General features: G+C 48.2%; 22 protein-coding genes. 11 read left to right on the top strand and 11 right to left on the bottom strand.

Features of this window, described 5'->3' with window-relative positions; translation table 11 throughout:
- Positions 1–357: 357 nt before the first annotated feature.
- From K5Q99_RS05205 to K5Q99_RS05165, 9 genes are all read left to right on the top strand, one after another.
- Positions 358–2,529 carry a TonB-dependent receptor plug domain-containing protein gene (locus K5Q99_RS05205; RefSeq protein ID WP_220776254.1) on the top strand — a complete coding sequence of 724 codons (2,172 nt, stop codon included), beginning with the start codon at positions 358–360 and terminating at the stop codon, positions 2,527–2,529.
- Between the two features lies 1 nt (position 2,530).
- Positions 2,531–3,901, top strand: coding sequence for an ATP-binding cassette domain-containing protein (locus K5Q99_RS05200; protein ID WP_220776253.1), 1,371 nt, complete (start codon positions 2,531–2,533; stop codon positions 3,899–3,901).
- Positions 3,891–4,571, top strand: coding sequence for an energy-coupling factor transporter transmembrane component T (locus K5Q99_RS05195; protein WP_220776252.1), 681 nt, complete (start codon positions 3,891–3,893; stop codon positions 4,569–4,571). Before K5Q99_RS05200 ends, K5Q99_RS05195 begins: the two co-directional genes overlap by 11 nt.
- Entirely contained in the window at positions 4,564–5,106 is a 543-nt protein-coding gene (locus tag K5Q99_RS05190) for a core component of ECF transporter (RefSeq protein WP_220776251.1), read from the top strand. Before K5Q99_RS05195 ends, K5Q99_RS05190 begins: the two co-directional genes overlap by 8 nt.
- Before the next feature lie 28 nt (positions 5,107–5,134).
- Positions 5,135–5,872: a DNA-binding protein gene (locus K5Q99_RS05185; RefSeq protein ID WP_220776250.1), complete on the top strand. Its 738-nt coding sequence runs from the start codon at positions 5,135–5,137 to the stop codon at positions 5,870–5,872.
- A gap of 38 nt (positions 5,873–5,910) precedes the next feature.
- Positions 5,911–6,150 (top strand): hypothetical protein, encoded by a 240-nt coding sequence (locus K5Q99_RS05180; protein ID WP_220776249.1) that lies wholly within the window; start codon positions 5,911–5,913, stop codon positions 6,148–6,150.
- A 235-nt stretch (positions 6,151–6,385) separates the two neighbouring features.
- On the top strand, positions 6,386–7,576 hold the full coding sequence (locus tag K5Q99_RS05175; protein WP_220776248.1) for an HD-GYP domain-containing protein: 1,191 nt from the start codon (positions 6,386–6,388) through the stop codon (positions 7,574–7,576).
- 112 nt (positions 7,577–7,688) lie between these two features.
- Positions 7,689–8,324, top strand: coding sequence for a paraquat-inducible protein A (locus tag K5Q99_RS05170; RefSeq protein WP_220776247.1), 636 nt, complete (start codon positions 7,689–7,691; stop codon positions 8,322–8,324).
- A 142-nt stretch (positions 8,325–8,466) separates the two neighbouring features.
- Complete coding sequence (locus tag K5Q99_RS05165) at positions 8,467–8,613, top strand: hypothetical protein (protein ID WP_086014207.1); 147 nt, start codon at positions 8,467–8,469, stop codon at positions 8,611–8,613.
- A 22-nt stretch (positions 8,614–8,635) separates the two neighbouring features.
- Here the strand turns inward: K5Q99_RS05165 and K5Q99_RS05160 are convergent, their stop codons facing one another.
- Complete coding sequence (locus tag K5Q99_RS05160; protein WP_220591524.1) at positions 8,636–9,586, bottom strand: YeiH family protein; 951 nt, start codon at positions 9,584–9,586, stop codon at positions 8,636–8,638.
- Between the two features lie 286 nt (positions 9,587–9,872).
- A complete protein-coding gene (locus K5Q99_RS05155; protein ID WP_220776246.1) occupies positions 9,873–10,436 on the bottom strand; it encodes an aldolase/citrate lyase/malate synthase family protein in 564 nt (187 codons plus the stop codon).
- A gap of 256 nt (positions 10,437–10,692) precedes the next feature.
- Between K5Q99_RS05155 and K5Q99_RS05150 the strand changes: the two genes are divergently transcribed.
- Both K5Q99_RS05150 and K5Q99_RS05145 read left to right on the top strand, forming a co-directional pair.
- The gene (locus tag K5Q99_RS05150) at positions 10,693–12,225 is read left to right on the top strand and encodes a DUF3612 domain-containing protein (RefSeq protein WP_219235088.1); all 1,533 of its coding nucleotides are present in this window, start codon (positions 10,693–10,695) and stop codon (positions 12,223–12,225) included.
- 511 nt (positions 12,226–12,736) lie between these two features.
- Complete coding sequence (locus K5Q99_RS05145) at positions 12,737–13,408, top strand: hypothetical protein (protein ID WP_220776245.1); 672 nt, start codon at positions 12,737–12,739, stop codon at positions 13,406–13,408.
- Positions 13,409–13,807: 399 nt separating this feature from the next.
- On the opposite strand, the gene K5Q99_RS05140 is transcribed toward K5Q99_RS05145, so the two are convergent.
- The 9 genes from K5Q99_RS05140 to proB all read right to left on the bottom strand — a co-directional run bounded on the left by K5Q99_RS05140 (position 13,808) and on the right by proB (position 26,006).
- Complete coding sequence (locus K5Q99_RS05140; RefSeq protein WP_012090624.1) at positions 13,808–14,134, bottom strand: DUF3325 domain-containing protein; 327 nt, start codon at positions 14,132–14,134, stop codon at positions 13,808–13,810.
- The gene (locus K5Q99_RS05135) at positions 14,131–15,720 is read right to left on the bottom strand and encodes a PepSY-associated TM helix domain-containing protein (RefSeq protein ID WP_220776244.1); all 1,590 of its coding nucleotides are present in this window, start codon (positions 15,718–15,720) and stop codon (positions 14,131–14,133) included. Before K5Q99_RS05135 ends, K5Q99_RS05140 begins: the two co-directional genes overlap by 4 nt.
- On the bottom strand, positions 15,717–16,085 hold the full coding sequence (locus K5Q99_RS05130; protein ID WP_220776243.1) for a hypothetical protein: 369 nt from the start codon (positions 16,083–16,085) through the stop codon (positions 15,717–15,719). The genes K5Q99_RS05135 and K5Q99_RS05130 overlap by 4 nt, the downstream gene beginning before the upstream one ends.
- Entirely contained in the window at positions 16,078–19,257 is a 3,180-nt protein-coding gene (locus K5Q99_RS05125) for an efflux RND transporter permease subunit (RefSeq protein WP_220776242.1), read from the bottom strand. The genes K5Q99_RS05130 and K5Q99_RS05125 overlap by 8 nt, the downstream gene beginning before the upstream one ends.
- A 4-nt stretch (positions 19,258–19,261) precedes the next feature.
- A complete protein-coding gene (locus K5Q99_RS05120; protein WP_220591517.1) occupies positions 19,262–20,311 on the bottom strand; it encodes an efflux RND transporter periplasmic adaptor subunit in 1,050 nt (349 codons plus the stop codon).
- Positions 20,312–20,338: 27 nt separating this feature from the next.
- The gene (locus tag K5Q99_RS05115) at positions 20,339–20,980 is read right to left on the bottom strand and encodes a nickel transporter (RefSeq protein ID WP_106648917.1); all 642 of its coding nucleotides are present in this window, start codon (positions 20,978–20,980) and stop codon (positions 20,339–20,341) included.
- A 40-nt stretch (positions 20,981–21,020) separates the two neighbouring features.
- The gene (locus K5Q99_RS05110; protein ID WP_220776241.1) at positions 21,021–23,207 is read right to left on the bottom strand and encodes a TonB-dependent siderophore receptor; all 2,187 of its coding nucleotides are present in this window, start codon (positions 23,205–23,207) and stop codon (positions 21,021–21,023) included.
- A 402-nt stretch (positions 23,208–23,609) separates the two neighbouring features.
- Positions 23,610–24,857 carry a glutamate-5-semialdehyde dehydrogenase gene (locus tag K5Q99_RS05105; RefSeq protein WP_220776240.1) on the bottom strand — a complete coding sequence of 416 codons (1,248 nt, stop codon included), beginning with the start codon at positions 24,855–24,857 and terminating at the stop codon, positions 23,610–23,612.
- 48 nt (positions 24,858–24,905) lie between these two features.
- Positions 24,906–26,006, bottom strand: coding sequence for a glutamate 5-kinase (gene proB, locus K5Q99_RS05100; protein ID WP_006079434.1), 1,101 nt, complete (start codon positions 26,004–26,006; stop codon positions 24,906–24,908).
- Positions 26,007–26,008: the final 2 nt, after the last annotated feature.

The raw sequence follows: 26,008 nt of genomic DNA, 5'->3' as shown, positions 1-26,008 counted from the left end.
TTCGACTCAGGTTAATGTACTCTTTTTCAAGTCATTTACCTTTAGTTGATTCAGTCTGTAAATAAGAATCTTTCGCTCAAATTAAAGGCCAAGGTCGAGAGTGTCAAGATGTAAGCCCCCAGCGTGTGACTTTCGCCATAGTCTCATTTTGCGCTGATAAAAAATGTGACTTGAGTGGGTCTTTTTGTCGGATAAGTCACTCTTGTTGGACATTTTGTCTCTTGGTTGCGACACGCGCTTTCCCTTTGTTTCAATTAGTCGATCTGGGTTGGTTTTTAAATGTTTTTCGGTTGAGACAGAATCATCGCGGTTCACAATAGCGGGCACATCTTACATTTTCGACGTGACAACAATAATATGATTACCACGAATACCCTCTTTAGAGTGTCCTCTTTAGCCTTAGCTATTGGTGTTAGTTTTACTGTTCAAGCTGATGATATCGCCCGTGATCCGCGACTCAATATCAATGAAGTGATCGTCGTGCATGGTGATGGCGGAGAAGCCAGTGAAATGGCGACGACCCATTGGAGCATCAGTGAGGAAGAGATCCGCGCAACCGGAGCGCAAACCCTAGACCAAGTCTTAAAGAATGTGCCGGGTGTGTACATTCGTGTTGGTGGCGACGGTACGCCAAGGGTTGATATTCGTGGTTTTAAAACTCGCCATGTGACCTTATTGGTCAATGGTGTGCCCATGAGCAGTGCCGATGATGGTCAGTTCGACCCGAGTATTATTCCCACAAGCCAAATTGCCTCGGTAGAAGTGTCTGTCGGCCCCACATCTGTGCTTTATGGCCCAAGTGGTGCGGGCGGCGTGATCAACATTATTACCAAGCAGGGCAGCACGGCGCCAGCACTGGCGGGGCGCCTCGAAGCGGGCAAAGACAATACATTTAATGGTGATATCAGCGCCGCAGGTTCGGGTGAGGATTGGCAAGGCTTGGTCAGTATCAGTCGCCAGCAAACTGACGGCTTCCCTATGTCGAATGACTTTGAACCGACGCAATACCAAGATGGTGAGCTGCGCGTTAACTCGGATAAAGAAGTCACTAACGTTTATGCCCAAGGCAGTTACTGGTTATCTGACAAAACGCAATTGATTGCCAATATGGCACTGCGCAGCGGCGAATGGGGAAAGCCCGCCCGTGACGGCACTGGTAGCGGCAAGCTCAAATTTGAACGCACTGATGATTATGACGCCCATACTTTCCAACTGGGATTAGCACATCAGTTTGATGACACTTTCACCCTGCGTGGCTTTGGCTATCACAATCAAAGCGATACCTTAGAAGCCTCCTATGCCGATGAAACCTATCAGGCGGTGACGCTGTCGCAAGATGGACGTTCGGTTGTGCAAGGTGTCAATCTGCAGTTAATCACAGACTTGCATACCGCGGGTTTATTCACGACCTCAGTCATTGCCGAGAAACAGAGCTGGAAGTCTGTCGTCGATACTTATACGGCTAATACCGGCAGCAATAATGGCGGTGGAACAGGTTCAGGCGGTGGAACAGGTTCAGGCGGTGGAACTGGCACTGGAGGTGGAACTGGCACTGGTGGTGGAACAGGTTCAGGTGGTGGAACAGGTTCAGGTGGTGGAACAGGCACAGGTGGTGGAACAGGCACAGGTGGCGGAACAGGCACAGGTGGCGGAACAGGCACTGGAGGTGGAACTGGTGGCGCCGAGAACTTAAATGATTCTGCTTGGTTATATACGGCTGCGGCTGAGTATCAGTATCAATCTGAGCTACTGTACGGCTTTACCTTAGGTGGCGCTTATCATTCACTCGACACCACAGATAGCACCGATGGCAACTATTCGGCCATGGCCTCCAGTTATTGGCAGGCGGCACAGGATTCCCGCTTAAGCTTAAGTGTGGCACGTAAAGTGCGTTTCCCCTCAATGGTGAACCTGTATTCGCAACTCTCTGGCAATAGCGATTTAGAAGCCGAAGAGTCTAAACATGTGGAGTTAGGTTTAGAGCAGAATTTGCCGGCGAGTACCGATTTCGCACTTTATGGTTATTACACGGATGCAAAAAATTACATCGCCAAGGATGTCGATGGTTTTTACCAAAATATGGGGCGCTATAAGTTCAAAGGGGTGGATTTTCAAATCAATAACCATGCGATTGAGCACTTAGATCTGAGCTTTTCCTATAGCTTCCTCGATTCAGAGGAGATAGACGGCGATGATACTTTAGATGCCTTGCAATATCGTCCGCGCCACCAGTTACGTTGGCAGATGAGTTACGAATTTCCCTTCGAGACTCAAGTTCACCTCAACGTGGAGCGTATTTTAGACCAAGTCTATTCGACACAGGTGAAGGTTGGCGGTCAGACGCAATATCAACAGCAGTCGTTAGACAACTACACCTTAGTGGACGTTAATCTGGTACAGCCATTAATTCGTGACAAGTTAGATGTTTACTTACGTGCGACTAACTTGCTGGATGAAAACTACTACCAGAGTGAAGCCCTGCCGCAGTCGGGACGACAGTTCTTCATCGGTGTGAACTGGCAGATCTAAGATGAAACTCCTAGCGCTCGAAGGCGTTAGCTTCAACTATGGTAGCCAGTTACCGACCGTATTGCAGGAGGTAAACTTGGCTATTGGCACCGGCCAATGCCATTGCGTGAGCGGTCCTACGGGCTCAGGGAAATCGAGTCTGCTCAACCTACTGGCGGGCGTATTAAATCGCCCGCATGAAGGCGACATCTGGCGTTACCCACAACTGGTTACGGGTCTGGTTATGCAAGACCCACAAACTCAACTCCTTCGGCAAACCGTTGGTGCCGAAGTGGCTTTCGCCTTAGAAAACCTCGGTATTCCCGCCGAAAAAATGTTGCCTAAAGTGCAATTGGCGCTACGGCGCGTGGGCTTGTATCTACGCCTCGATACTCAAGTCAGCACGCTTTCCCTCGGTCAAAAATATCGTTTAATGATTGCCGCCCAACTGGTGTGCGAGCCGCATTTACTGCTGCTCGATGAGCCTTGGGCGCAACTCGATGATCACGGCGTGAGTGAGCTGCTGGCCGTACTTCGCAATCTTATCCAAGATGGCATGGCGTTGGTGTTGGTTGAACATAACGCCTCGGCCTTTGCTGAGATCATTCAGCACTACTGGCAGCTAGAGGTCGGTAAGTTATCCGAAGGCATTTATACCGTGAACAATGCGCCGCAAGTTGAGGCGCCTGCGTGGCTAAATCAGCCTAAGTTTGAGCATTTGGGTAAAGTCTTGGTCAGCGCCGAAGCCTTTGAGTTTGGTTTCGATGCTTGTCCCACGTTATTTGCATGTCCGCACGGGTTCCAATTACAGGCGTGTGAGATAGTGACCTTAGTGGGAGATAACGGCTCAGGTAAAACGAGTCTGCTGAAAACCATAGCTGGCGTACTTAATTGTAGGCAGCGTATTCCGCTTAAAGTGCTCGGGAGAAGACCTAAGTTGGGGATTTATGGCGCTGAGTTGGGACTGCTGATGCAAAGGCCGAGTCGGCAATTATTCGAGACCAGCGTGCTCGCCGAAATGCAGTTTAGCCTTAGGCGTTTTGATCTCCCTAAAGAGCGTGCAGTACAGATGTTGGATGAATTGGATTTATTTAGCTTAGCTCAGTTGTCGCCCCACAAATTATCCTACGGCCAACAGCACTTGATTGCCTTAGCGTCACTCGCCTGTTTACGCCCTAAAGTATTGCTTTTGGACGATCCATTGGCGGGGATGGATAAGCATTATTACGGCAAAGTGTGGTACTTGCTGAAGCGGTTAAGCTCGCAAGGTTGCGCTATTTTGCTCAGCAGTCACAGAAGCATTGAACACAGCGCTGTATCACGGCAATTGAGTTTACGTAATGGTCTATTGGTGGAGGAATTGATTGAAACAGGAGCGCGTTATGTGGGCTAGTTGTCGGCGCCTACGCGCGCTGCGGCATTGGAGCTATGAGCGGCGGGAAACGGCACTCTGTGCGTTGTCGCTGCTATTGGTGTGCGTGCTCTCAGCCTGTGCTTTTGTATTGCCCACTTATTTACTCTTGCCATTAGCAGGGCTTAATGGACTGCTTGTTATCCACGGTTTGCTGCGGCGCGGCAGTATTTGGGGCGTGCTCAAGCTAGGTTTAGTGCAATTGAGCATTACTTTGAGTCTGTATTTAATCCTCTATGGCGTTGAACATTTAGCCCAAGGCGCCGTGGTGGTTGCGCGTATTATTTTGGCGACCATTCCCGGTTGGTGGCTGTGTATTACGGCGGCTCCGGAGCGGATTGGTGAAGTGTTAAGTGCGTTCTTACCGACCAAGTGGGCCTTTGTGGTCGCGGCATCCTTAAGTTTATTGCCCTATATGGCCGATGAAATTCGCGAGATATATCAAATCCAGTGTCTGCGTGGGGCACGCATAACCCCCAAAGCGCTGCGTAACCCTAAAAATTGGTCCGAGTTGGTGTATTGCGTGTTGTTTCCCGTCTTAATCCAATTACTTAAATTATCTCGCCAGATGGCCGTTGCAGCGCAGAGCCGTCACTTTGGTATAGCGCAACGACCAACACATTGGCATTCACCGAGAGACAAAAATGACTAAAAAAATCCCGCTGAGTCTGCAAGACTCCCTATTTGTCGGCTTTTGCGCCACCTTGCTGGTGGCATTAACGGGCATGTTAAGGCTGAAGCTGGGCTTGTCTGGTCACAGCATGTTCCTGATGAGTTTCTTTTATCTGATCTGTTATGGCGTATTAGGTCGTTTCGGCAGCATGACGGCGTGCGGCGTTATTGCGGGGATTGTGGCAATGGCTTTAGGTGTAGGTAAAGGCGGGCCTATGATTTTACTGAAATTTGCCTTGCCAGCCATTGCAATGGACCTCGTTGCCTTACTCTTGCCACTTAGTATGAACTTGCATTGGCGCTGCGTGATCTTAGGTATTGCAGGCTGTATCGCTTGGGCGGGCAAAGTGGCACTCACCAATGTGCTCGCGGGCATGGCGCTGGATGTCGTGTTGATTCAGTGGGGCTTGAGTGTATTAAAAGGCGGTTTCTTTGCCACTCTTGGTGCCTGGCTTGTACCGCCTGTGTTGACGCGATTAAAGGCCCACGACCTGTTACACCGCGACAAATTTTAAAACCATTTTAAAGCCTTAGGGAATGCAGATGAAAAACTGGCTGATTTGTATCGACGATAGCGATGATATAGGCACTAAGGGCACGGGCGAAATTGCTGAGGAAATCGCCCATCTGCTGGCGAATATGTCGGGCGGCCATGCCTCCTTTGTGACGCGGCATCAATTGTTTGTGCATCCAGACATTCCTTACACCTCGCACAACAGCGCCATGTGCTTTGCGCTGCACTCGCCACTGACACTGGCTGAAATCCATCAACATGCCGTTGCGCACTTAGTCGCGGAATCGGCTCCCGCGGCCGATCCTGGCATCGCCATACTCGATGTCGACTCTCACTATGATGTCGCAGCTTTAATGGATTTTGGCCGCAGAGCTAAAATTGAAGTGATCACGAAAGCGGCGGCCTATGCCTTGGCTGAGCAACTTAATATTCAGCTGACCGAACATGGTGGCACAGGCCAAGGTGTGATTGGTGCATTAGCGGGATTAGGGCTACGTTTAATGGGCAGTGATGGCCGGGTAAAAGGCCAGATTAAACTTGGCCAATTTGAGGATGTGTCACTCGAACTCAGCGTTGCCGATATCCTCGAACAAACTGGGCTTGATGCTGTGATGAGCACGGACAAGTATCGACTTGTGCTGGATGAGCGAGTGCAGCTGAAGGGTAAAGTGAAAGCCGTATACCTTGATCACCAGTTTGTCTTGCTCGTTCATCAAGAGGCAGAGCAATGGCGCAATGCGGGCAAGCAAGCTCTGCAAGCCTATTAGAGCAAATTTAGTGAAAGAGTTTAAAAAGAGAGTGCTAAATGGAGCTCAACTTGGTCGAACACGCATTTGAATTAAAGGATGGCTGCTGGATTTTTAAGGCGGGATTAGCCCAATATTCACAGGCAAGGCAAGTGGCTAAGCTGTGCACGTGTTTTATCCCAGATGATGAAGACGAACAAGTCGACGATGAACCGCGTTCTTGTTACAACTGCCAATATCGCCGCTGGATGGTCGCCGGTTTTGAATGCTTAGCCCTTAGGCATTTTTTACAAAAGTGAGAGTGTGAAATAGCGCTTGCCTTAGCCTTAAGCCCTTATTCCATCGCATACTGTTTAGGGCATTTTGTTTACTAAGAAAGTCTATGGTGATTTTCTAATGCGCGGCTTAGAATGCCCCTCACGCCTGTTCTATAATAATCAAGAATAACAACAGAACATTTGAGCGTAGGTCGCTTTTATGTCGTATGGTTAAGTTGATATTTTATTCGGGCACATCATCCTTGGGGTTGTAGATATGAGTGAGTCGGCAGAAACAGTTGAGCTTATCAAATTACCTGTGTCGCAATTGACATTAGGTATGTTTGTCAGTGCCATAGACAAAAATGATCAGGGTCAACTTGCTATTGCAAATGCTGGACAAATTAAACATAAGGATGCAATTTTAAAACTGGCCAAAAGTGGCATCAAATTCGTTTGGGTGGACACTGAGCGTTCGGCAGAACATTGTGGGTTAAAGAAAAAAACGACTAATGATAGTCAAGCCGACAATCGAAAAGCGCTAGTGAGTCGCGATAAACAACAAGCTCAAGCTAAGGTTATGCTGACCGAAGCGAAAGACCTTATTCGTAAAGTGTTATCCGAAACCTTCGAAGGCAAAGCCATCGAAGTCGCGCCCTTCGAAGCGTTAGCCGATACCATGATAGAGTCTGTGATGTTGGATGCCGATGCGCTTAAATGTATGTCTGCACTGCGTTCAAAAGATGCCTATCTACTCGAACATTCAGTGAATGTTGCCTTTCTGCTGGTAACCTTTGGTAAATACCTCAATCTTGATCGCGATATGCTGCGGCAAATGGCGGTTGGTGGGATTTTGCACGATATCGGCAAGATAAAAGTCGACAATAAAGTGTTGCACAAGCCGGGCAAACTGACGCCAGAAGAGTTCGAACATATGAAGTTGCATCAAGTATATGCACTTGAAATTATGAACGAAACTAGCGGCCTGTCGCAGATTAGTAAAGATATCTGCTTAATGCACCACGAAAAGTTAGATGGTCGAGGTTATCCAAGGGGCTTGAAGGGTGATGAAATTCCTCGCCACGGTCGTATGAGTTGTATCGTCGATATCTTCGATGCGTTAACTGCGACGCGCTGTTACAAAGAGGCCATGAGCCCAGCCGCAGCTTTTAAAATTTTACTCAGTCTGACGCCATTTCACTTAGATCAAGAATTGGTCTACGAGTTTATTCGCTGTATCGGTATTTATCCTGTGGGTTCCTTAGTGGAATTATCGGACGGCCGCGTTGGTATTGTCTGGGCTTCGAAGGACAGAGACGCACTGCATCCAATCGTAAAATGCTTTTATTCTTTAAAAGTAAAACGTTACACAGATGTCGCTATGGTGGATTTATTAAAATCTGAGCTGTATATCGAGCGCGGCGTGTCACCGAGCTCATTGGATATCGATCCAACGCCTTTCTATTAATTCTCAAATTCTGCCTCTAACGCCGGTCATCTGTATCGATGGCTGGTGTGAACGATTGCAGAGCCTGCGCTACAAACCGTAAACTGAATGTCTTCTCCAGTCTGGCAATGGGATGAACAGTGCTATGAAATCTTTATTTCCTATTTTTATCATTCTCTTATCTTTAGCTTTATTAATCCCTGGGGTGACTCAACCTATTTTGAGCATCAGCGGCACTATCGATAAGGCCAAACTGACCGAGCAGGGCATAGAGCAAGTTGCCCAAAGGTTCGATGAAGACTCGGGGCGCGACAGCGCTCGCGGTATGCTGAGTATGGTCAGTGGTTTGCTGGGGCTCAATAGCCTTAAGGGCGAGGTCGAAGTGCTACAGAAAACCCGTAGTATTTGGGGAACGGTAACCGAACTTTATCACTCTGGGAACGGGCTCGTTGCGGGATTAGTCATGTTATTCAGTGTAGTAGTGCCTGCCTTGAAGTTGAGTTTAATGCTGGCACAGCAATGTGTTAGCTCGATTGGCCTGAAGCTGAGGATTAATGCCGTCGTCAACGCACTCGCTAAGTGGTCGATGGCCGATGTGTTTGTGGTGGCGCTGATCATCACCTTTATGGCGGGGAACGCCTCAGGTGGCATGGGGGAAATGCTAAAAACCCAAGCGCAATTTGAAAATGGATTTTACTTCTTTACCGCCTACTGCATTTTATCGATTTTGAGTGGCTTGTTAGTGCGTCGTCCAACGCCAATTTTGTAGCGAGTTCCAAATGCCCTATAGCGGTTTAAGCGCCGCTGGATTGGCTTAGCTGTTATAGCTATTTGTTATTGAAAATCGATATTTGCTGAGTTTTTAGTTCTAAATAATAATGAGCATCCCCTAAGTTTGCAGGAAGATGCCATTGAAAAACTGGCTGATTATCGTGTTTTGCCTGATTGCCTTGGTCGCTTCGACGCAAACCACAGGACTCGTGCGCTCACTTATCGAATTCTCCGCCTTTGTTGGCGTCCTCTGCTGGGCTTGGCGAATGAAGCCAACGGCAGAGTAGACTGGCTTCTTGCTAACCATATTTATTGAAAATAAAGAATATACACTAAAGACGTGATACCAATCGCTGCCCACAGCATGACCCCAAGTAACAAAGGTTTGGGGCCACTCGCCCGCATTTTCTGCACTGTAATGCCTGCACCAATCAAAAATAAACACAGTACTAATGCCCGTTTCGACACCATAAATAAGGTGTCATAAACAGCGTGGAATTGTGGTAACCAATGGGCCACGGCAATAGCTAGACAATAAAAACCGATAAAATACGGCAGGTTAAGCTTGCGCTTATCGCCACCAAACAGCACTGCGCTGACTAATGCGATCGGGATAATCCACAGGGCGCGGGCGAGCTTTATGGTGGTAGCGGTTTTTAAGGCTTCATCGCCATAGGCCGAAGCGGCGCCGACAACCGATGAAGTATCGTGGATGGCGATGGCACTCCATACGCCAAAATCGTATTGGCTCATATTGAGCAAGTGGCCGAGAGCGGGGAATAAAAATAGCGCGACTGAATTGAGCACAAATACGCAGGCTAACGCAGTGGCGGTTTGATCGTTACGCGCATTGATGGCCGGAGCGACTGCGGCAATGGCGCTGCCACCACAAATAGCAGTACCAGAAGCAATCAAATGGCCCGTGACATGATCAAATTTCAGGGCGCGGGTAAGCACAAACCCTAAGCTCAGGGTGAAAAAGATTGAGCCAACAATCAGGCCGAAGTTGTGGGTGCTCGCCTCTATCGCCGCGTTTAAGTTAATCCCAAACCCTAAGCCAATGATCGAATAAGACAGGAGTTTTTTGGTGAGCGCGGCGATATTCCATTGCACTGGCACCCAGCCAAGACTGGCTAAGGTAAAACCTAAGACTAGCGCCATGGGCGATGAGATAAAAGGCGCGAGGCATAACAAGCCCGCACAGATGAAAACGATGCGGTGAGTCTTATTATCTTGCTGTGATGTTGATGAAGAATTCATAACGCCTTAGGCTCGAGCGATTCGGTTTATCGTTCCAACCATAGATCTTCACATTAAGCGACGGATACAAAATGGCGATCAATTGGATTGATCATGGAGACAGATGCAAGAGGGCATTATAGCTGTGTGTATGATCCTCAATAAAATCAATTAAACTTAACTAGTTAATCAGTTTTATTGACTCTCAGAAGGTTTGGCAAAGCAGGAGGGTAAATCGAAGAAGATGAACTGTGCTCAGTTCATCTTCTTAGCTAGATAATAAATGGTGAGCTTACAGAGCGTAAAATTATAAATTTACGATACTTTTCAAACTGTAATCACTGCCATCCTTTGCGGTAAACAACTTATCTTGGGTGTCGTTAGCGCTGGACATACCCGCATGTAATAGGCTGAGCCAATGGCGCGATGCGGCAGAACGTGACTCTGGTGTTCCGACTACCATGTTTAATGACGTTCCGATTTGGATATCTTCCAGATTGGCAACGTCTCTCGCACCTATCATGCCACTGCGGTCGAAACTGAGTTCAACGTGGCAACCTAGGTCCTGTAACACTATGGCGCAGGGCGCATCTTTAGTGCCGTTAAAGGCCACAAACTGTTTTGGCTGACGTAAACCACTGTGGCTGCCATCGGCAAAAAAGGCCAACAGGTGCTGGTAGTAAACCACATAGCTGCTCACATCTTGGTGTGAACCAGAGTTAAGTGGAAAGAGGCGGTCGAGGAATTGTTTCGCATTAGCGATCTTCTCGTGCTCGGTGACATTGACTTGGGCCACGGCTAGCACTTCTTCTGCGATGAGGCTGTTTAGATTCGGTTGGATCTGGTTGCTCTTGATAATTGACATATTCATCGCTTGTTCCTCTCACTCTTTCAATTTAAAAAAAATTCAGGGTTTTGATTTAACTTTTGGCTTATCAAAGTTTGTCTTCAATTTGGTTTGTCCGCTTTGAGTGCTTAGCCACTTTTAGTGGGAGTGGTTAAGCATTTCTTGTACTGGAATGGCTTAGCTTGTTCGCATTAGCCTTTCCTTGATTGCTTGATTTGTAGTCTAGTCTTTTTTTGACTACAATTTCACAATAAAAATTTTACACTGTGAATTTTACAAAATGCGCAATGACCAGAGCTTGATGAGAAAATCACATTTCCTAGGCACAAAAATACGTAACCTACGGAAACGTAATAATTTAACTATGGAAGATTTGTCGGCACGCTGCATTCGAGTCGACGCCGGAAGTGCGCCCTCTGTGTCATATTTGTCGATGATCGAGCGTGGAAAACGAGTGCCGAGTGCCGGAATGCTGGCAGTCATCGCCGCGGTTTTTCAAAAAGACGCCGAATGGTTCTTAGACGATGTGCCTGAAGAAAACGCCATTACGCCAGACAAGGGCCGCCGAGGTGGCATAAGCGGTATGGCGCTCGAACCCAGTTTTTTGTTTTCCAATGATATTTTACAAATCGCGATTCCAGAAATGCTGTCGCAAACAGGGATCTCTGGTCGGCAGTTTGCCCATTTATTGATCCGCGCCCATCAAGAACACCATCAAAATCATTTCCCCGATCTTGAACGGGCCGCCGAAGAAGTCGGCCTCAAACGTATGCCCTTATCTCTGGACGATATGTTGGATATCGCTAAGGGAATGGGATTAAAAATCAAATGGATAGATAGTACGCCGCAGGAAGTTATCGATGAAATGGGCGTGAGTTCGCGTCAGTTGGTCACCTCATTTATTGAGCCGCCGAGCACGATTTATGTAAATAAAATCCTCAAAAATCGCCCCAACAGACTCAAATATGATTTAGCCGTGCACATAGGTCATTGCGTGTTGCACAACAAGGACGGCCTCAAGAGTGTGATGATCTCAGGCCGCAAATTAGAAGTGGATGAAGAGGCGGGTATGCAGTCCAATACCTTGAACGCGCAGGATATTTTGCATGCGTGGCGCGATTTTGAATCGAGCTTCTTCGCTGGTGCGCTGCTGTGCCCTAAAGTGCCTTATCGCCAATTACTCGACCGCCACGGTTATGAGATTGAAGTACACAAGCAACTGCAAGTGTCAGCCTCAGTCGCCATGCGGCGCATGACAGTGGTATCTCCTTATCCTCATTGGCATTATTTCGACGCTTACGCACCGGGCAAGCTCAAAGCCGTTTACCGTGGTAACGGGATTCCACTGCCTTGGGGCAATATGCGGTTAGTGGAAGACCCTTGTCAGCATTGGGCCGTCTTTAGGATGATCAGTGAGCCGACGGTCGGCACTTCTGCACAGATTTCGATTTTAAACGTCGGCAACGAACCACGCATTTACTGCTGCGAGTCGATTAAAGTCGAAGACTCGGCTGGCAACCCGCATGTGCTCTGCGCCGGTATCGATTTAAATCCAGCCATTGAAGCCCAAGGTAAAGATGCCCTGTCTATCGCCCACGATTTGAAGAATGCCTGTGTCGCCAGCGGCGGTTCAGTCACTATTCCAAAACACATTAAAAGCGATCTGGTGAGCGTCGCAAAAATCCTCAATATCAACTGGATAGAACGCGGGATTAAAAACGACGCCCGCCTTATTTGCTCCCGCGGCGCCGTATGCCCACGTCAACCAAGTTGCTATCAAGCAGGTAAGTCACAGTGTGATGGGGCAACGTAAATCACTATTTGATTTACGTTGAGTTTTGCGGCCTTACGGCCGAGAAAGTCGTGGGGCTTCACCCCACACCCGACCAAGGAGGACTGCTCGTCCTATCCTCCTTGGATGCTCCATGACGCCCCCAACGGAGTTGAAAGCTCCTTGTGCTCATTGGCAAATTTGCTATCGCTTCCGAAGTCCTCGCTTTACATCCATGTAAAGCACTCCAGTTCGGCAATCCTTGCCTCTCGCTCATAAGCGCGAAAATCACCGATTTTCATTCGCCTTGCGGCAACTCCGAGGGGAATAGTATTCTGCGGCATCAGGTATGAAATTTAGGCTCGAAGAGATTTGCCTGTCATATCTTTTGGGTTTGTTTTCTTGAGCAAAAAGTGTTGGCTAGCATTTTTTGACTTTAACTATTTGTTATATTAGATGATTTACATAAGATCGCGTATTTATTTGATTTTAAATGATAATTTTTGAAGTGTGGTTATAGGCGGAATCGAGTTTAAACATATCGGAGGAAGGAATGGAAAGTTATAAATTAGCAGAAAAAGATCCAAATGATTTAGTTGAATCTTTGATTCATAAATATGGTGACAGTCCTTGGACTAAATCGGTTGTTGCGTCCTTACCTGTTATTGGTGCTTTTTTAGATTCTCACTTCAACTCAATGGCGAATGAAATATATCAGCGTCGTATTGAATCGATGTTTAGCGAAATCAACAATGAGTTGAGTTACATAAGCGATCAAATTGTAGATAAAGACTACTTAAAATCAGAAGAGTTTTTTGATCTTTCGCAGAATGCATTTAGCCGAGCTATAAAAATAGCAGATACTGAAAGAATATCCGCCATTGCTCGAATCATCGCTGAATCAATCATTGGTAAGCAGGCTACCTCTATTCCTTCTTTTGATTTAGTGAGCGTTATAGGTGAAATGTCACCATCTGAAGCCTGCATGTTTGGTGAGATTGGAAAGATTTATCTAGAACATAAACCTCTCTTAACTGGGTCGGGAAATACTTTATTTCGAGTGGAAGACATTCTCAACGTTTTACCTCCAAATTTGCAGAAAATTGCAGGTTTCTTATGCGCAAGACTTGAATCAAAGGGCTTACTTTTTTCAATTCTTGAATACTATGGTTTAGATGACGCTGGTGAAGAGCTTCTTAAGTACTTTCGGTCACAATGCTTGTAATCCATGAAGATAAAATGTTCATTTCCGTGAGATTACTTTTTTATTGAAAAACTGTGGCTAACAATCAATGTCAATTCTTCTGCTTCATCGAGAATATTTGGTTTTACTGTGATGTCTCAGGAATTAACGAGATTAAGCACTCGCATGTAAGTGACCGTTGGCGGCATGGATGCCGCCGTCGAGCCTATAGGGATATATTCACGGCGAGTCACTGGAATGAGAGTGCTTAATCATTTCTGCGTCGCTTATTAATATGCTAGGTCTAGAATTTAACGGTGCGATTGGCTTCAATCAGAACCATTATCTAGCTAATGGTTAGCGGATAGCAGCATCAATTCCAGTAGTAAAAATTGTCTGTATTGAGCCTGATTGACGTCATTTGGTTTTTAAAATCATGGATTAATACAACAAACCGAGCAAACACACTACGGTGCTGGCGGGCAATATGGGCTGTAACCAGCGTGGTTTGTAACTGAGTAAAATCACTAGGATTATCGAACTTAAACACACCCAGCCGAGCAGTAATACGCTGGCGTACGCGGGGCCGTAGTGACGACTGGCAAGCCAATAGCACAGGACGAGCGTTGCAGTACCAGCGGTGCGAAATCCGCGTGCCTGTGCATCGGTTAACGGGCGGTTACGCACGGCGCGGTGGTGGCTAAAATAAGATAAGGCCAACAGCCCCATGGCGATAAAACAGGTTAACAATTCGACTGTGGCTGTCATGATTCAACTCCTAATTCTGTCGTCGCTTTGGTTACCCTTGTAGCCAGTACTTTTTTAGGGCTACGCAAGCGTTTGGCTGCCATGTAAAACAGCGCTGCAAGCGCGAGCATCATGAGATCAAATCCTGCGAGAACATAGGCTTGGCGCTGTAGATTGTTTATCAGCTGATACTGTGAAGTCATGGCATTGAGCAGGGGTAACAGGCCATAGAGCAAGGCTGTGAGTAAAAAGAGTCGTTGCCATGTTTGTTTATCTCGTTTGAAGCAGGCGAGCAATGCGACTAACGCCCAACTGATAAAGAAACAATGGATTTCCCAGTTCTCTCTATCCACAAAGGTGACGGGTAAGAGTCGATTGGCATAAAAATAACAGGCTAGCGCTATGGGCAAGCCAGCAAACGTGGCGAGATTCAACATGTTCACTAGCGTGAGCCCGCTATGATTCTTATCTTTTTTAAGCTGTTTTTGTGCCAGTTTTTCGGCCCACATAATTGCGCCGCTGGCGATCATCACGCAGCCCGTTAATCCCGCCAGTAAATACAGTAAACGTAGGCCTTGGCCAGCAAAGCGACCACTGTGCAAGGCTATCATGGCACTTTGGGTTTGATTCGCTCCCGAAGTCACTGCCGACTGCGCCAACACAGTACCTGTCACAGTAGACAAGTGATACCAAGGCGCTTGCTGATTTAAGTTGTGCTCAGGGGCGATTTTGACTGTTACGCTGGCATTGCTGTCGTTGAGATTATCAAACTGCAAGCCTTCAATTGGTGACTCACCCACGACACTGTGAATCGCACTGAGTAAACTCTGACTATCGAGCATAGTGGCTGGCGTGCCAGTGGCGGCGGGAGTTTGGTAAATGGGTTTCCATTGCGAATAAAAGGCTTGAGTTTCATCACCATATTGCGTGTTAAGTCCCCATGGCATATACATAAACATCAGGGTCACTAGGCCGGTATAAGTGATCATAAGATGAAAGGGCAATGCGAGCACTGAGCTGGCGACATGGGCATCTAACCAAGAGCGCGGGCCTTTTCCGGGGCGAAAACTAAAGAAATCCTTAAAAATACGTTTGTGGATCACTATCCCGCTGATGATGGCGACCAACATGAACATAGTGCAAAAGCCGACAATCCAACGCGCTGTGAGCACACTCATATAGTACAAGTCGAAATGCAGTCGATAGAGAAAGTCGCCCCCTCGGCTTTCCCGTGCTTTAGGTAAGGCTTCACCTGTCGTAGGGTTAATAAAGCCTTGATGATAATCACCAAATCGCTGTCCTTCAGCGGCGGGATCGCTCCATGCATAGGTCAGTAATGGCACCCGTTGTGTGGGTAAGTAAATCCACCACGACTCAGCGTCAGGCGCTTGTTGTGCCAAGGACGTGAGGCCCTTGAGTATTAATTGTTGATTATCCGCATTGGCATCATATTGGCTGCCGTGGTTTTCGGGTTGCATCCACAGGTTGATTTCAGCACGGTAATAGGCCGCTGTTCCGGCGAAAAAAACCAGAAACAACACCCAGCAGGTGAGTAATCCCACCCAAGTGTGTAGCCAAGTCATTGAACGAAAAAAGGAGTCTTTCATAATCCACTCCCTTGAGCACTTGTAGCATCAAACGCTTTAGCGGCGAGGTAAGCTAAATACAGCAGACTGCTAAGCGTGAATAAATCCAGCCAGTATCGCCAGGTTGATTTAACGCTGAACACCCAAATCACGGCGCAGGTGTACACAGCAAATGACAGCATCATGGCGGTTAACACCCGATCAACCTGAGATAACGGCAGGATTTGCGCGAGCAAAATAGTCGCTACCGCACTTAATAAATAGCCACCAAAGGTTGCCGCGAGACAGCGATTACCTATGTGCAGGCTATCGCGCCAAATAGTGGTGTTTTTCCAACGCGTTAGCCTTTGTATTAACGGCTGAGTCATGGTGATTTTCTCAGTCATTATGGTGTGCCACTTTGGCTGAACTGGCGGTTAAATTGGCCCTGTTGGTGTAGGACAACACAGAGATTAACAGCGCGGGCAAAAAGGTTAAGCTGAGTAGCGTTGCCACGATAAGACCTGCCAATACCACTATGCCAACGCCGCGGTAGAGTTCACTGCCAGCCCCAGGGAATAACACCAGCGGCAATAAGCCAAACAAGGTCGTCGCGGTAGACATTAAAATCGGTCGCAATCGATTAGCGACGGCAGATTTGACGGCATCAACGACACTAAACAGACCCGATTGCAGGTTTTTACGGCTCTGTTCCACGATCAAAATTGGGTTGTTAACGACAGTGCCGAGTAGGATTAAAAACCCAAGCATAGTAATCATATCAAAGGGTTGGTGCCAACCTTGGCCGCCAAGATACGCAAATAAGCTGCCAATAGAATTAAGCGCTTGTAAGCCGACTAACCCGCCTGCGAGTCCGAGCGGGATAGTGATCAGCACAAATAACGGATAACCCCAGTGATTAAAAATCGCGACTAATAACAAGTAGATGATCAACACGGCGACCAGAAAATTGCTGGAGAGTGCCGCTTTTGTCGCTTCGAGCTGATCGGCTGCGCCCGAAATGTCTAAACTGACATCTTTGCCGACCGCACCTTGTTGATAGAGGATGGGGACTAGTTCTTCCCGCACCTTAGCCACAGCGGTTTCCAGCGCAATGGAGCGCGGCGGAATAATGTAAAGGGTCACGGTTCTGCGGCCATCGACGCGGCGTAAACTGTCGCTATCCATCTGCTCGCTAATGTCGGCTAAGGCTTGCAGTGGCAGTACATTACCCTTAGGCGTGACTATCGGCGCGAGCGCCAATTGCGACAGACTCTGTTGATTGCCTGCCAGACTAAATAGAAAGATATCCACCTTGTTATCATTGAGGAAAAACTCGTCGACATAGGCGCCATCGCTCAGTGCCGAAACCGCATAGCCAAACTCGCTGCCGCTAAAATCTTGTTCTACAAGACGTTGCCAGCGAGGGGAAATCTGCCATAGCGGTTGGTCTAGCGATAAGGTCGATGGGTCTGAATACAGCTGCGGCTCGGCAAATACTTTTTCCGCCGCTTGATACGCCGCTTCGGCAGCGCGATAGAGACTGGCTTGATTCGGGCCAGAAATATCCAAGGCGACAGCGCGGGTGCCACCATCGTTGCTGGAAATAATCGAACCCCGCGATGAAAAGGCGCGCATGCCCGGATATTGCTCAAACAAGGCGGTGAGTGAGCTCATCATGGCATCCATATCTTGGCTGCGAACGGGCTCGCTCATCACCCAAATACTGCCGACACCTACGCTGAGGGTATAGTATTTTAGCGGCGGAATTTTTTGCTCACCAGATTCAAAGGATGACGCCTCTGCATTGACTCTCGCCGATAGCTGAGTCGTTAATTCTTCAGCAATTTTAGCCATTTCCGACAGGTTGTAACCCGGCGGTGCGACCATAGAGGTAAAGGCTTTTGGTTCTTCACCTTCGGGTAAATATTCGGCCGGAGGCATAAGCCAAGCCGCTAGCCCAATCGTTAAGGCGAGCGAGAGCATAATCACAGCGGCGCGGCGTCTTGCCGACAGTACCAGCTGGCTGACTAAGCTCAATATGCGTGATGCTTTGGGCTGCTTACTTTGGTTTGTCTGCGCCGAGTGCATCTTACCGAAACCAAAACGGGCAATAGCGGCGGGTACGATGAACACCGCGACCAGCATAGAAGCGATAATGGATGAAGCGATGGCAATCGCGATATCCGAGTACAGTTGTCCCGCTTCTTGTTTGATAAATAGAATGGGTACAAACACCAGTACTGTGGTGAGTGTCGAGGCTAATACTGCGGGCCACACATCGTAGATACCACTGATGGCTGCTTCGAGACGATCTAATCCGCGTCTGCGCGCTTGTTCAATGCTTTCGAGCACCACAATGCTGTTATCGACCGTCATGCCGATGGCAAAGGCAACACCCGCCAATGAAATGACATTAATGGTGCGATCAAACACCAGCAGCCCGACGAAGGCGGCTAAGGTACACAGCGGAATACCGATAACACCAATCAGGGTGGCTCGATTCGAGCGCAAGAAGAGATACATGACCAAGGTTGCCAGTAAGGCTCCTAGGCCTAAATTGACCCACACATTTGCAACAGAATCTTGCACATAGCGCACATCATCACTGAATAACTCTAACTGCATGGCGTGCTGGGCGAGTTGATTTTGATTGATCTGCGCTATCACGGGCATCATGGCATCTTTGATGGCGATAACGTTAGAACCGACATCCCGTTTGACCGCTAAGCTGAGGGTACGTTCTTGTTCGGCAAAGGACAGTTCGCGGATCTCGGCGTGGTCGAGTTTTATCTCGGCCACGTCTTGCAGCAGAATATTCGTATTACCTTGGCGTTTTAAAATCAGTTGCTTAAGTTGATTTAAATCCTCAAAACGGCCAATTACCCGCAGTAAATAACGTTTTTTACCACTGTCGATATCGCCCGCAGACGTGTCCTTGTTGCGATCTCGAATGGCTTGGCGCACGTCCATAATGCTGATGCCGCGTTGGGCGAGTTTGGCGGGATCGAGCCGTATTTGAATTTGCCGTTCAGCGCCGCCTTGAATAGTGACGGAGGAAACGCCTTTGACGCGCTCCATTTGTGGGCGAATGAAATCGTTAGCGAAATCGCGCATCATGTCTATATCTAGATTCAGCGGGTTCCCCGCGACAGGCACGAGGCGGAAATACATGAAAGCGTTGTCTGAATATGAACTGCTGTAAAGCCTTGGTTGATCGACGTTTTCTGGATAAGACGACACTTGACTGAGCGCATTGCTAACACGAATAAGCGCATCGCTGATCTCAGTGCTTTGGGGGAATTCGAGTTCTATCCATGCCGAACCCGTATCTGCCCAAGATGTCATGCGTTGTAAGTTGGGCAGGGTGCGCAGGTAGCGTTCCTGCTCAAGCAGAATTTCTTTCTCGACGTCTTGCGGCGTTGCCCCCGGCCAACCTGTGGCCACGCTGATGGTGCGCACATCTAAGTCGGGGATCATTTGGATTGGGATACGCAGTGCTACAGCCGTGCCCAATACGCAAAATATCAGGACTATGACCGACAGTAAGGTGCCATGTTTAATTCCAAACTTCAGCATCCCACTAACCTCCTACTGCAGAGTTGAGTACAGAGACTGGCTGTTGGTCTTGTAGGCTCTCGTTACCGCGGATCACTACGGGCGCATCTTTAGGTAATGGGCTGAGGATTTCAATTCCGATGGCGCTCGTATGGCCCACTTGAACGGTATGCCGTTGGGCTATGTTGTTTTGCACGGTAAAGACACTGAACTGGCCGTCCGGGTGACGGACTAGCGCATCTTGCGGCACGACAACACTGTGTTGCGCCCGCTGTAAGTGGAAGGTCGCAGTGGCCGATGTGCCGGGCATCAAAAGTCCACTCGCATCAGGAATGGTTAAGCGCACCAAGAAGCTGCGAGCATTGTGGTCGCTCACGGGGACGAGTGCATTCACATGGCCGATAAACTGCTGTTCAGGCAGCATATCTGCGGCAATATCGACTTGAGTTGCTGTGGCTATGTTTTGGAACATTTCCTGTGGGACTTGAATATCGAGCCAGAGCTGCTCTTGGGACACTAAGGTGAAGATTTCTGTGCCGACATTGACCCATTCACCGATTTCAGTTTGTTTGCTTGCAATCACTCCCGCAAACGGCGCGATCAGTTGGTGGCGGGCGACCACCTCTTTTTGGTGTGCTAATGCTGCCGTTAAACTCTGCAGATTAGCTTCGGCTTCGGTTAACGCCGCTTGACGAATCGCGCGCTCCGTTTCGGGGAATAATTGCTGAGAACTGAGCGTTTGCGCCTCGGTGAGGAGCCGCTGTTTTTCTAGCAGCATGGTCTTAGCGGCCATTACATCGGCCTGACGCTGTGCTAATTGGTGTACGGCTAAGGTGTCATCGAGTGCGAGTAGAGGCTGGCCAGCGCGGACTTGCGATCCCGCATCGACCAACACTTTGGCGACTAGGCCATCGGTGCGAGCCGATAAGCGGGCCACCCGTGCGGATTTAATGGAGCCACTGAGTGGCAAAAGTTCATTGGTATTGCCTGTTTGGGGCAAGGCAACTGTTACTGGTACTGCGTTTGCGTGGACTGCAAAACACAGTAGGTATAAACCTATCATTAAATACCGCACGTTAACTCCATCTCACTATTAAGATCATTACTGAGTGATAAAACTCGTGGTGGTGATGTGTAAAACACTATCAACTTCGTTGCCAGCCAGTGTTTGTTTGCCTTCTGTGGTGTGGTTACTGACGAGCAAGTAGCGGCCTGCATCTGGGGTATCGAGGGCGAACTTACCTTGGGCATCTGTGGTGAAAGACTTGCTCCAAAAACCGGGGCGATAAACTTGTACTGGATGATTCACCAGTGGCGCGCCTTTATAGCTAAGCACAAACTCGGGTGTACCTGACTTTACTGGCGTAAATTCAAAATCTTGCAGCGCTTTGGTGTGTTCTTGTCCCGTGCGGGCATAGAGTATTGCGGCTTGTAGTCCTGTCTCGGTTTTCCAGGGTTGCCACGCGGTATCGGCATAGAAGCTGACGTCACTCTTGCCATCGCGTGTTTTAACCAGTAGATGATCGGCCTGCGCTGTGGCGGTCAGCGGTGCTTTGGCATTGGCATCGAAAATCCTTGCCGCGCTTAAGGATGCTAACTCTTCTGCCGAAGCTTGCTCTGAACCCGGTTCGCCAAATTGCACTTTAACCGAACCATCGGTATTACGCTCAAGCCACACTTCATGCGCTTGAGCCGAAAAGGCGATTCCACCGAGTAAAGTAAGTATTGCAAATGCTTGTTTCATATAATTATCCTTAATGTTGTTTAGGGTAGCGTGCAAATTTTTACAGTGTCCAACGTAGTGACAGCGTGGCATTACGTGGCTCGCCAAAGTCTGCGTAACCCCAGAGTGAGCGGTTATAGTTTTTGTCGAAAATATTGTTAATGTTCACTTGCATCGAAATCGACGGTGTTATTTGGTAGCCAAACATTAAGTCGACGAGTGAGTAGGCTGATTGTGTTTGGCGATAAGCCACATTCGGCGCGCCATCGACGCCATAAATAGTGCCTTGATAGAAAGTGCTGCTCTGCCAGCGCCAGCTTGCGCCCGCAGTAATGCCCGGCAGAATGTCTTCAAAGTTATATTTAGTGGTGAGTTTGAAAATATCTTCGGGTAGATAAGTTTGACGACGTAGGCCATCTTCATCTTCCGCGTCGTTATGGGTATAACCGCCACTGATATCCCATAAGTCGGTAAGCCGTCCGGCAATTTCTAACTCGTAGCCCTTGGTGGTAATGCCATCCACACTTTCGTAGATAGAATCCCCAGAAGGGAGCTGACCTTTACCCGCATATTCGGGTTCGTTGTCTTTATTGGTTTCGTAGATGGCCGCTGACATATTGAGTGTGTCATCGAACAGTGCGACCTTGATGCCGCCTTCGACGTTGGTGCCTTCTGCGGGTTCGAGCAGTTGGCCATCTTCACCAAAATAGGTGCCAGGTTTGAAGATTTCAGTACGGCTGGCATAGACAGAGATTTGTTCGGTCACATCGTAGACTAGGCCATAGTAGGGGATGAAAATACCGGTTTTTTCCATGGTCGCATCTGTGCTGTTACCCACGAGATCATGCTTTTCATAGGACCAGTTACTTACGCGTCCACCGACCATTAATTTCAGTGAATCCAACACATTGACACGGACAGTGCCGTAAACACCCGATTGGCTTTGCTCATTGGTTTGGCCATTGGTGGGTGAATTAGGCAGATTAGGCTTGGGATAATGGCCTTGATCCGCCACGTTATAGCGACGTTGGCGTGCGGAGTTTGTGTTGATGTTATCAAACTCGTTGTCACCATAGTTAAAACCGATCACCGCACTATGTTCACGGCCGAGTAAGTCGAAGTTACCCGTGGCGTACAGGTTGAAGCTGTTGGTATCGGATTCGCGATCATGCTGGGCGGCATAGGTATCGCCCCAAGGGCCAACAAATTCGCCGGTTGATTTGACAATATAATCGCCAGGGTAAAAGGCCAATGCGTCTATGGTGGCGTTGGCAATACGATAGGCACTGACGAGTGACCAGTCGTTATCGAATCTATGTTTAAATTCGGCCATGAGACTATTTTGGGTCACATCCCAATGGGTCCAGTCCTGTGAGCTGGAATAGCTGCGGCCAAAATCGACAGCTGTGCCATCGGTATAAAATGCGGGATTAGAGTTCCAGTTATACACGCCGTCGGTTTGCGATTTTTGATAGTCCGCAAACAGTGATAGGCTAGTATCTATGCCGAGACTCGTTTCAACTACGCCATAAAGCACAGTGGTATCGCGCTGATAGCGGTCGATAAATGAATCGCCTTTCTTCACCGCACTCACGAATCGACCTTTCACATTGCCAGAATCCGTTAGCCAGCCAGAAACATCGGCCTCTAATCTATAGGTATTCCATGAGCCATAACTGATACTTGCCGTGGCACGGGTGTCATCCGTTGGGCGTTTACGAATAAAATTAACCGTGGCAGAAGGTTCACCTAAACCGCTTAAGATCCCAGCCGCACCTTTTAATACTTCAACCCGTTCGGCAATTACAGGGTCTAAACCTTGATCTATTGAGCCGCTGTAAACATGGGATGAAGAGGTCGTGATTAAGCCGTCAATTTGCACCCCGCTGTCGAGTGCATAGCCGCGCACGAATATCTGACTATTTTCAGAGGCATCGCCCACCATAGTCACGCCAGGAGTGTGATTTAACACTGACTCCATAGTGACCAAACCTTTGTCGCTAATCATCTCTTCGGTAATCAAAGTGACGCTTTGTGGGGTTTCTTTGAGTGACATAGACAAACCCGTGGCGCTATTCATTGCTGCGCGGGTGTATGTCCCTACCACGTTCAATCTTTCTATCTGTTCTGTATCTTTTTTCTCATCTTGCTTAGGGTCAGTATTGGCTTGAACCGTCAGAGTAAGTGTGCTGAGAAGTACAGGGATCAATGGCGAGCGCCAAGACGTTAAAACAGATAGGGGAGGCATGGTATTTCAATCCTTTCAGGCGATTTCAGATTAAATGATGATTGGCGATCCTGAGTGCAAATAAAGCATATAGTTGCAAATGAGAATCGATCGCATAATAGGTTTGTTGAAAATAAATGCAATATGCCCAATGTGTAAATTGTTGAAGCAGGGTTGTAACTTATTGGCGAATGGTTTGTCAGCGAGCTGTGATAAGCGGTCGCGGTGGGTGTGGCACTTTTAGCGCATGCCTTACTATAACTCGGTTTCGGGCCAGCGACTTTGAACAAAAGCTGTTGTGACTCAAGTTCTCTTAGCCAATAAAAAGGCCACAGTCGTTACCGACTGTGGCCTTTAATCTTTACAATCGAATCGAAATCCAACCGACGTATTAAGCCTAAAAGTGTGATTTACATTCTCGGTTTATGCCCGTACTTGGCCTGTGCCTGAGACTAAATACTTCTCAGCGGTCAAGGATTCGAGCCCCATTGGGCCGTAGGCATGTAGCTTAGAGGTCGCGATGCCAATTTCGGCGCCAAGACCGAGTTCGCTGCCGTCGGAGAAGCGCGAAGAAGCATTGACCATCACCACTGAAGCATCGACTGCACGTTGGAAGCGTGCGGCAGTGACTTCGTTTTCGGTGCAAATCACTTCGGTGTGCTGGCTACCAAAGCGGGCAATATGTTGGATTGCATGGTCGAAGTGATCGACTTGGCGAATGGCAATTTCGAGATCTAAATACTCTTGGCCGAAATCGTCTTCTTCCATATAAGTACAGTTTTCGAAGTAGCCACCGGATTGAGTACAAGCGTTGATTTTAACCTTATGCTCGGCTAGCGCTTTGGCCACTTTAGGCAGAAATTGCGCGGCAATTTCTTGGTGCACTAAGAGCGCTTCGAGGGCATTACACACGCCTGTGCGCTGGGTTTTACCGTTGAGCAGTAAGTCCAACGCAATATCCAGATCGGCATCTTTATCGACGTATAAATGACACACGCCTTTAAAATGCTGGATCACTGGGATTTTACTGTTGTCAGACACAAAGTTGATCAAGCCTTCGCCGCCACGGGGAATGATCACATCGATATAATCTCGTTGCTGCATCAGTTCCAACATCAGGGCACGGTCAGGATCGGGCACTACAGTGATTAACGCCTCGGGCAAGCCGTACTGTTTCAATACGCTTTGCAAAATGGTGGCGATAATTTTACTGGTGTGCAGCGCCTCTTTACCACCGCGCAAAATCACGGCATTACCGGATTTAAAGCACAGGGCACCTGCATCGGCAGTCACATTCGGACGCGCTTCATAAATCATACAAACCACGCCTAATGGCACGCGCATCTTGCTGATGGATAAACCGTTAGGTCGTTGACCAATATAACGTTCATTGCCAATGGGATCGGGCAAGGCAGCGATGGTTTCAATCCCTACTGCCATGGCTTCTACGCGTTCTGGTGTTAGCGTTAAGCGGTCGAGCATAGCAGGGGCAAGGTTATCGGCTGTTGCTCTGTGTAGGTCAATCAAGTTAGCGCTTTGGATTTCGTAGGACTTTTCACGTAATGAACGCGCCATGTCGAGGAGTACAGTATTTTTAAGCTGTTCGTCAACTTGGGCGAGAATAAGAGCCGCTTTAGCAGCTTCTTGAGATAAGTTTTTGATTAAAGTCATATTTACTCCGCTTAGATGTTTACTCACTCATATTTATTCGGCTGATGCTTATTCGAGAATGGCGATATTTTTCTCGGAAATGATCGGTCCAGTCTTTTGCTGAAATTCACTGGCAAACTCGCGATCGTCTTGGTCCGTAATAAAGCTAAGTAAACAACTGCTGTAATTGGATTTGGCCTTGGCCAATTTAGTACCATCACCTTTGCGTACTAAAATGGTGTCACCGGCAGAAAAGTCCCCATTGATGGCAACGACATCGTCGCTGGTCAATTGCTCGCTATGGATATCGAGGGAGATATTAAAGTCATTTTCAACAATGACTTCGCCCTGAGCCTGCGAGGTATGTGTCATCCAGTGCAAGTGATCTTGCATTGGCTTTTCATCGGGGGTAAATAAGGTTCCTGGGTTTTGGCCCTTCAACAATTGGTTGAATGAGTCAGCATCAAAACCATTGATAATAAAGGTTTCGATCCCGTGGGAAATTGCCTTTTTGGCGGCTTGTATCTTAGTCCGCATACCACCAGTGCCGACGGCACTGCTGGCGCCGCCTGCCATGGCGTAGATTTCGGCATTAATCTCGGTCACCTGCTTGATAAGCTGTGCATCGGGATTTTCATGGGGGTTTTGTGTGTAAAGCCCATTCACATCCGAACAGATAATCAGGGTATCGGCATCGGCCGCTGCGGCTACCATGGCCGAGAGATTATCGTTATCGCCAACTTTGAGCTTGTCGGCGGTCACGGCATCGTTCTCGTTGATGATAGGCAGTAGCCCATGTTCGAGTAGGCTGAAAATCGTATCTTTAATACTGATGTAACGATCTCGATTGCGTAAATCACCGTGGGTTAACAGTAGCTGTGCGGTCGGGAAATCAAATAACTTGTTCCATGTGGCCATCATATCGGCCTGACCAGCTGCTGCCATGGCTTTCTTCACTGTGACGCTAGGTTTATCAACCTCGCCAAAGTGATGCCATCCCGCGGCGACTGAGCCCGAAGAGACCAAGACAACTTGGATCCCTTGGGCACGACAATAAGTAATAAATTGGGCAATGCCGAGTAAGTAGTGGCTGCTGCAACCTTGTTTGTGGGGTGCAATCAGGGCACTACCTACCTTAACGACAATGCGTTTCCAGGGTAAGTCAGTCATAC

Origin of the sequence: Shewanella hafniensis (assembly GCF_019655335.1) — a bacterium.
Taxonomy (GTDB): Bacteria; Pseudomonadota; Gammaproteobacteria; order Enterobacterales; family Shewanellaceae; genus Shewanella; species Shewanella hafniensis.
This window is presented reverse-complemented; position numbering and strand designations above follow the sequence as displayed.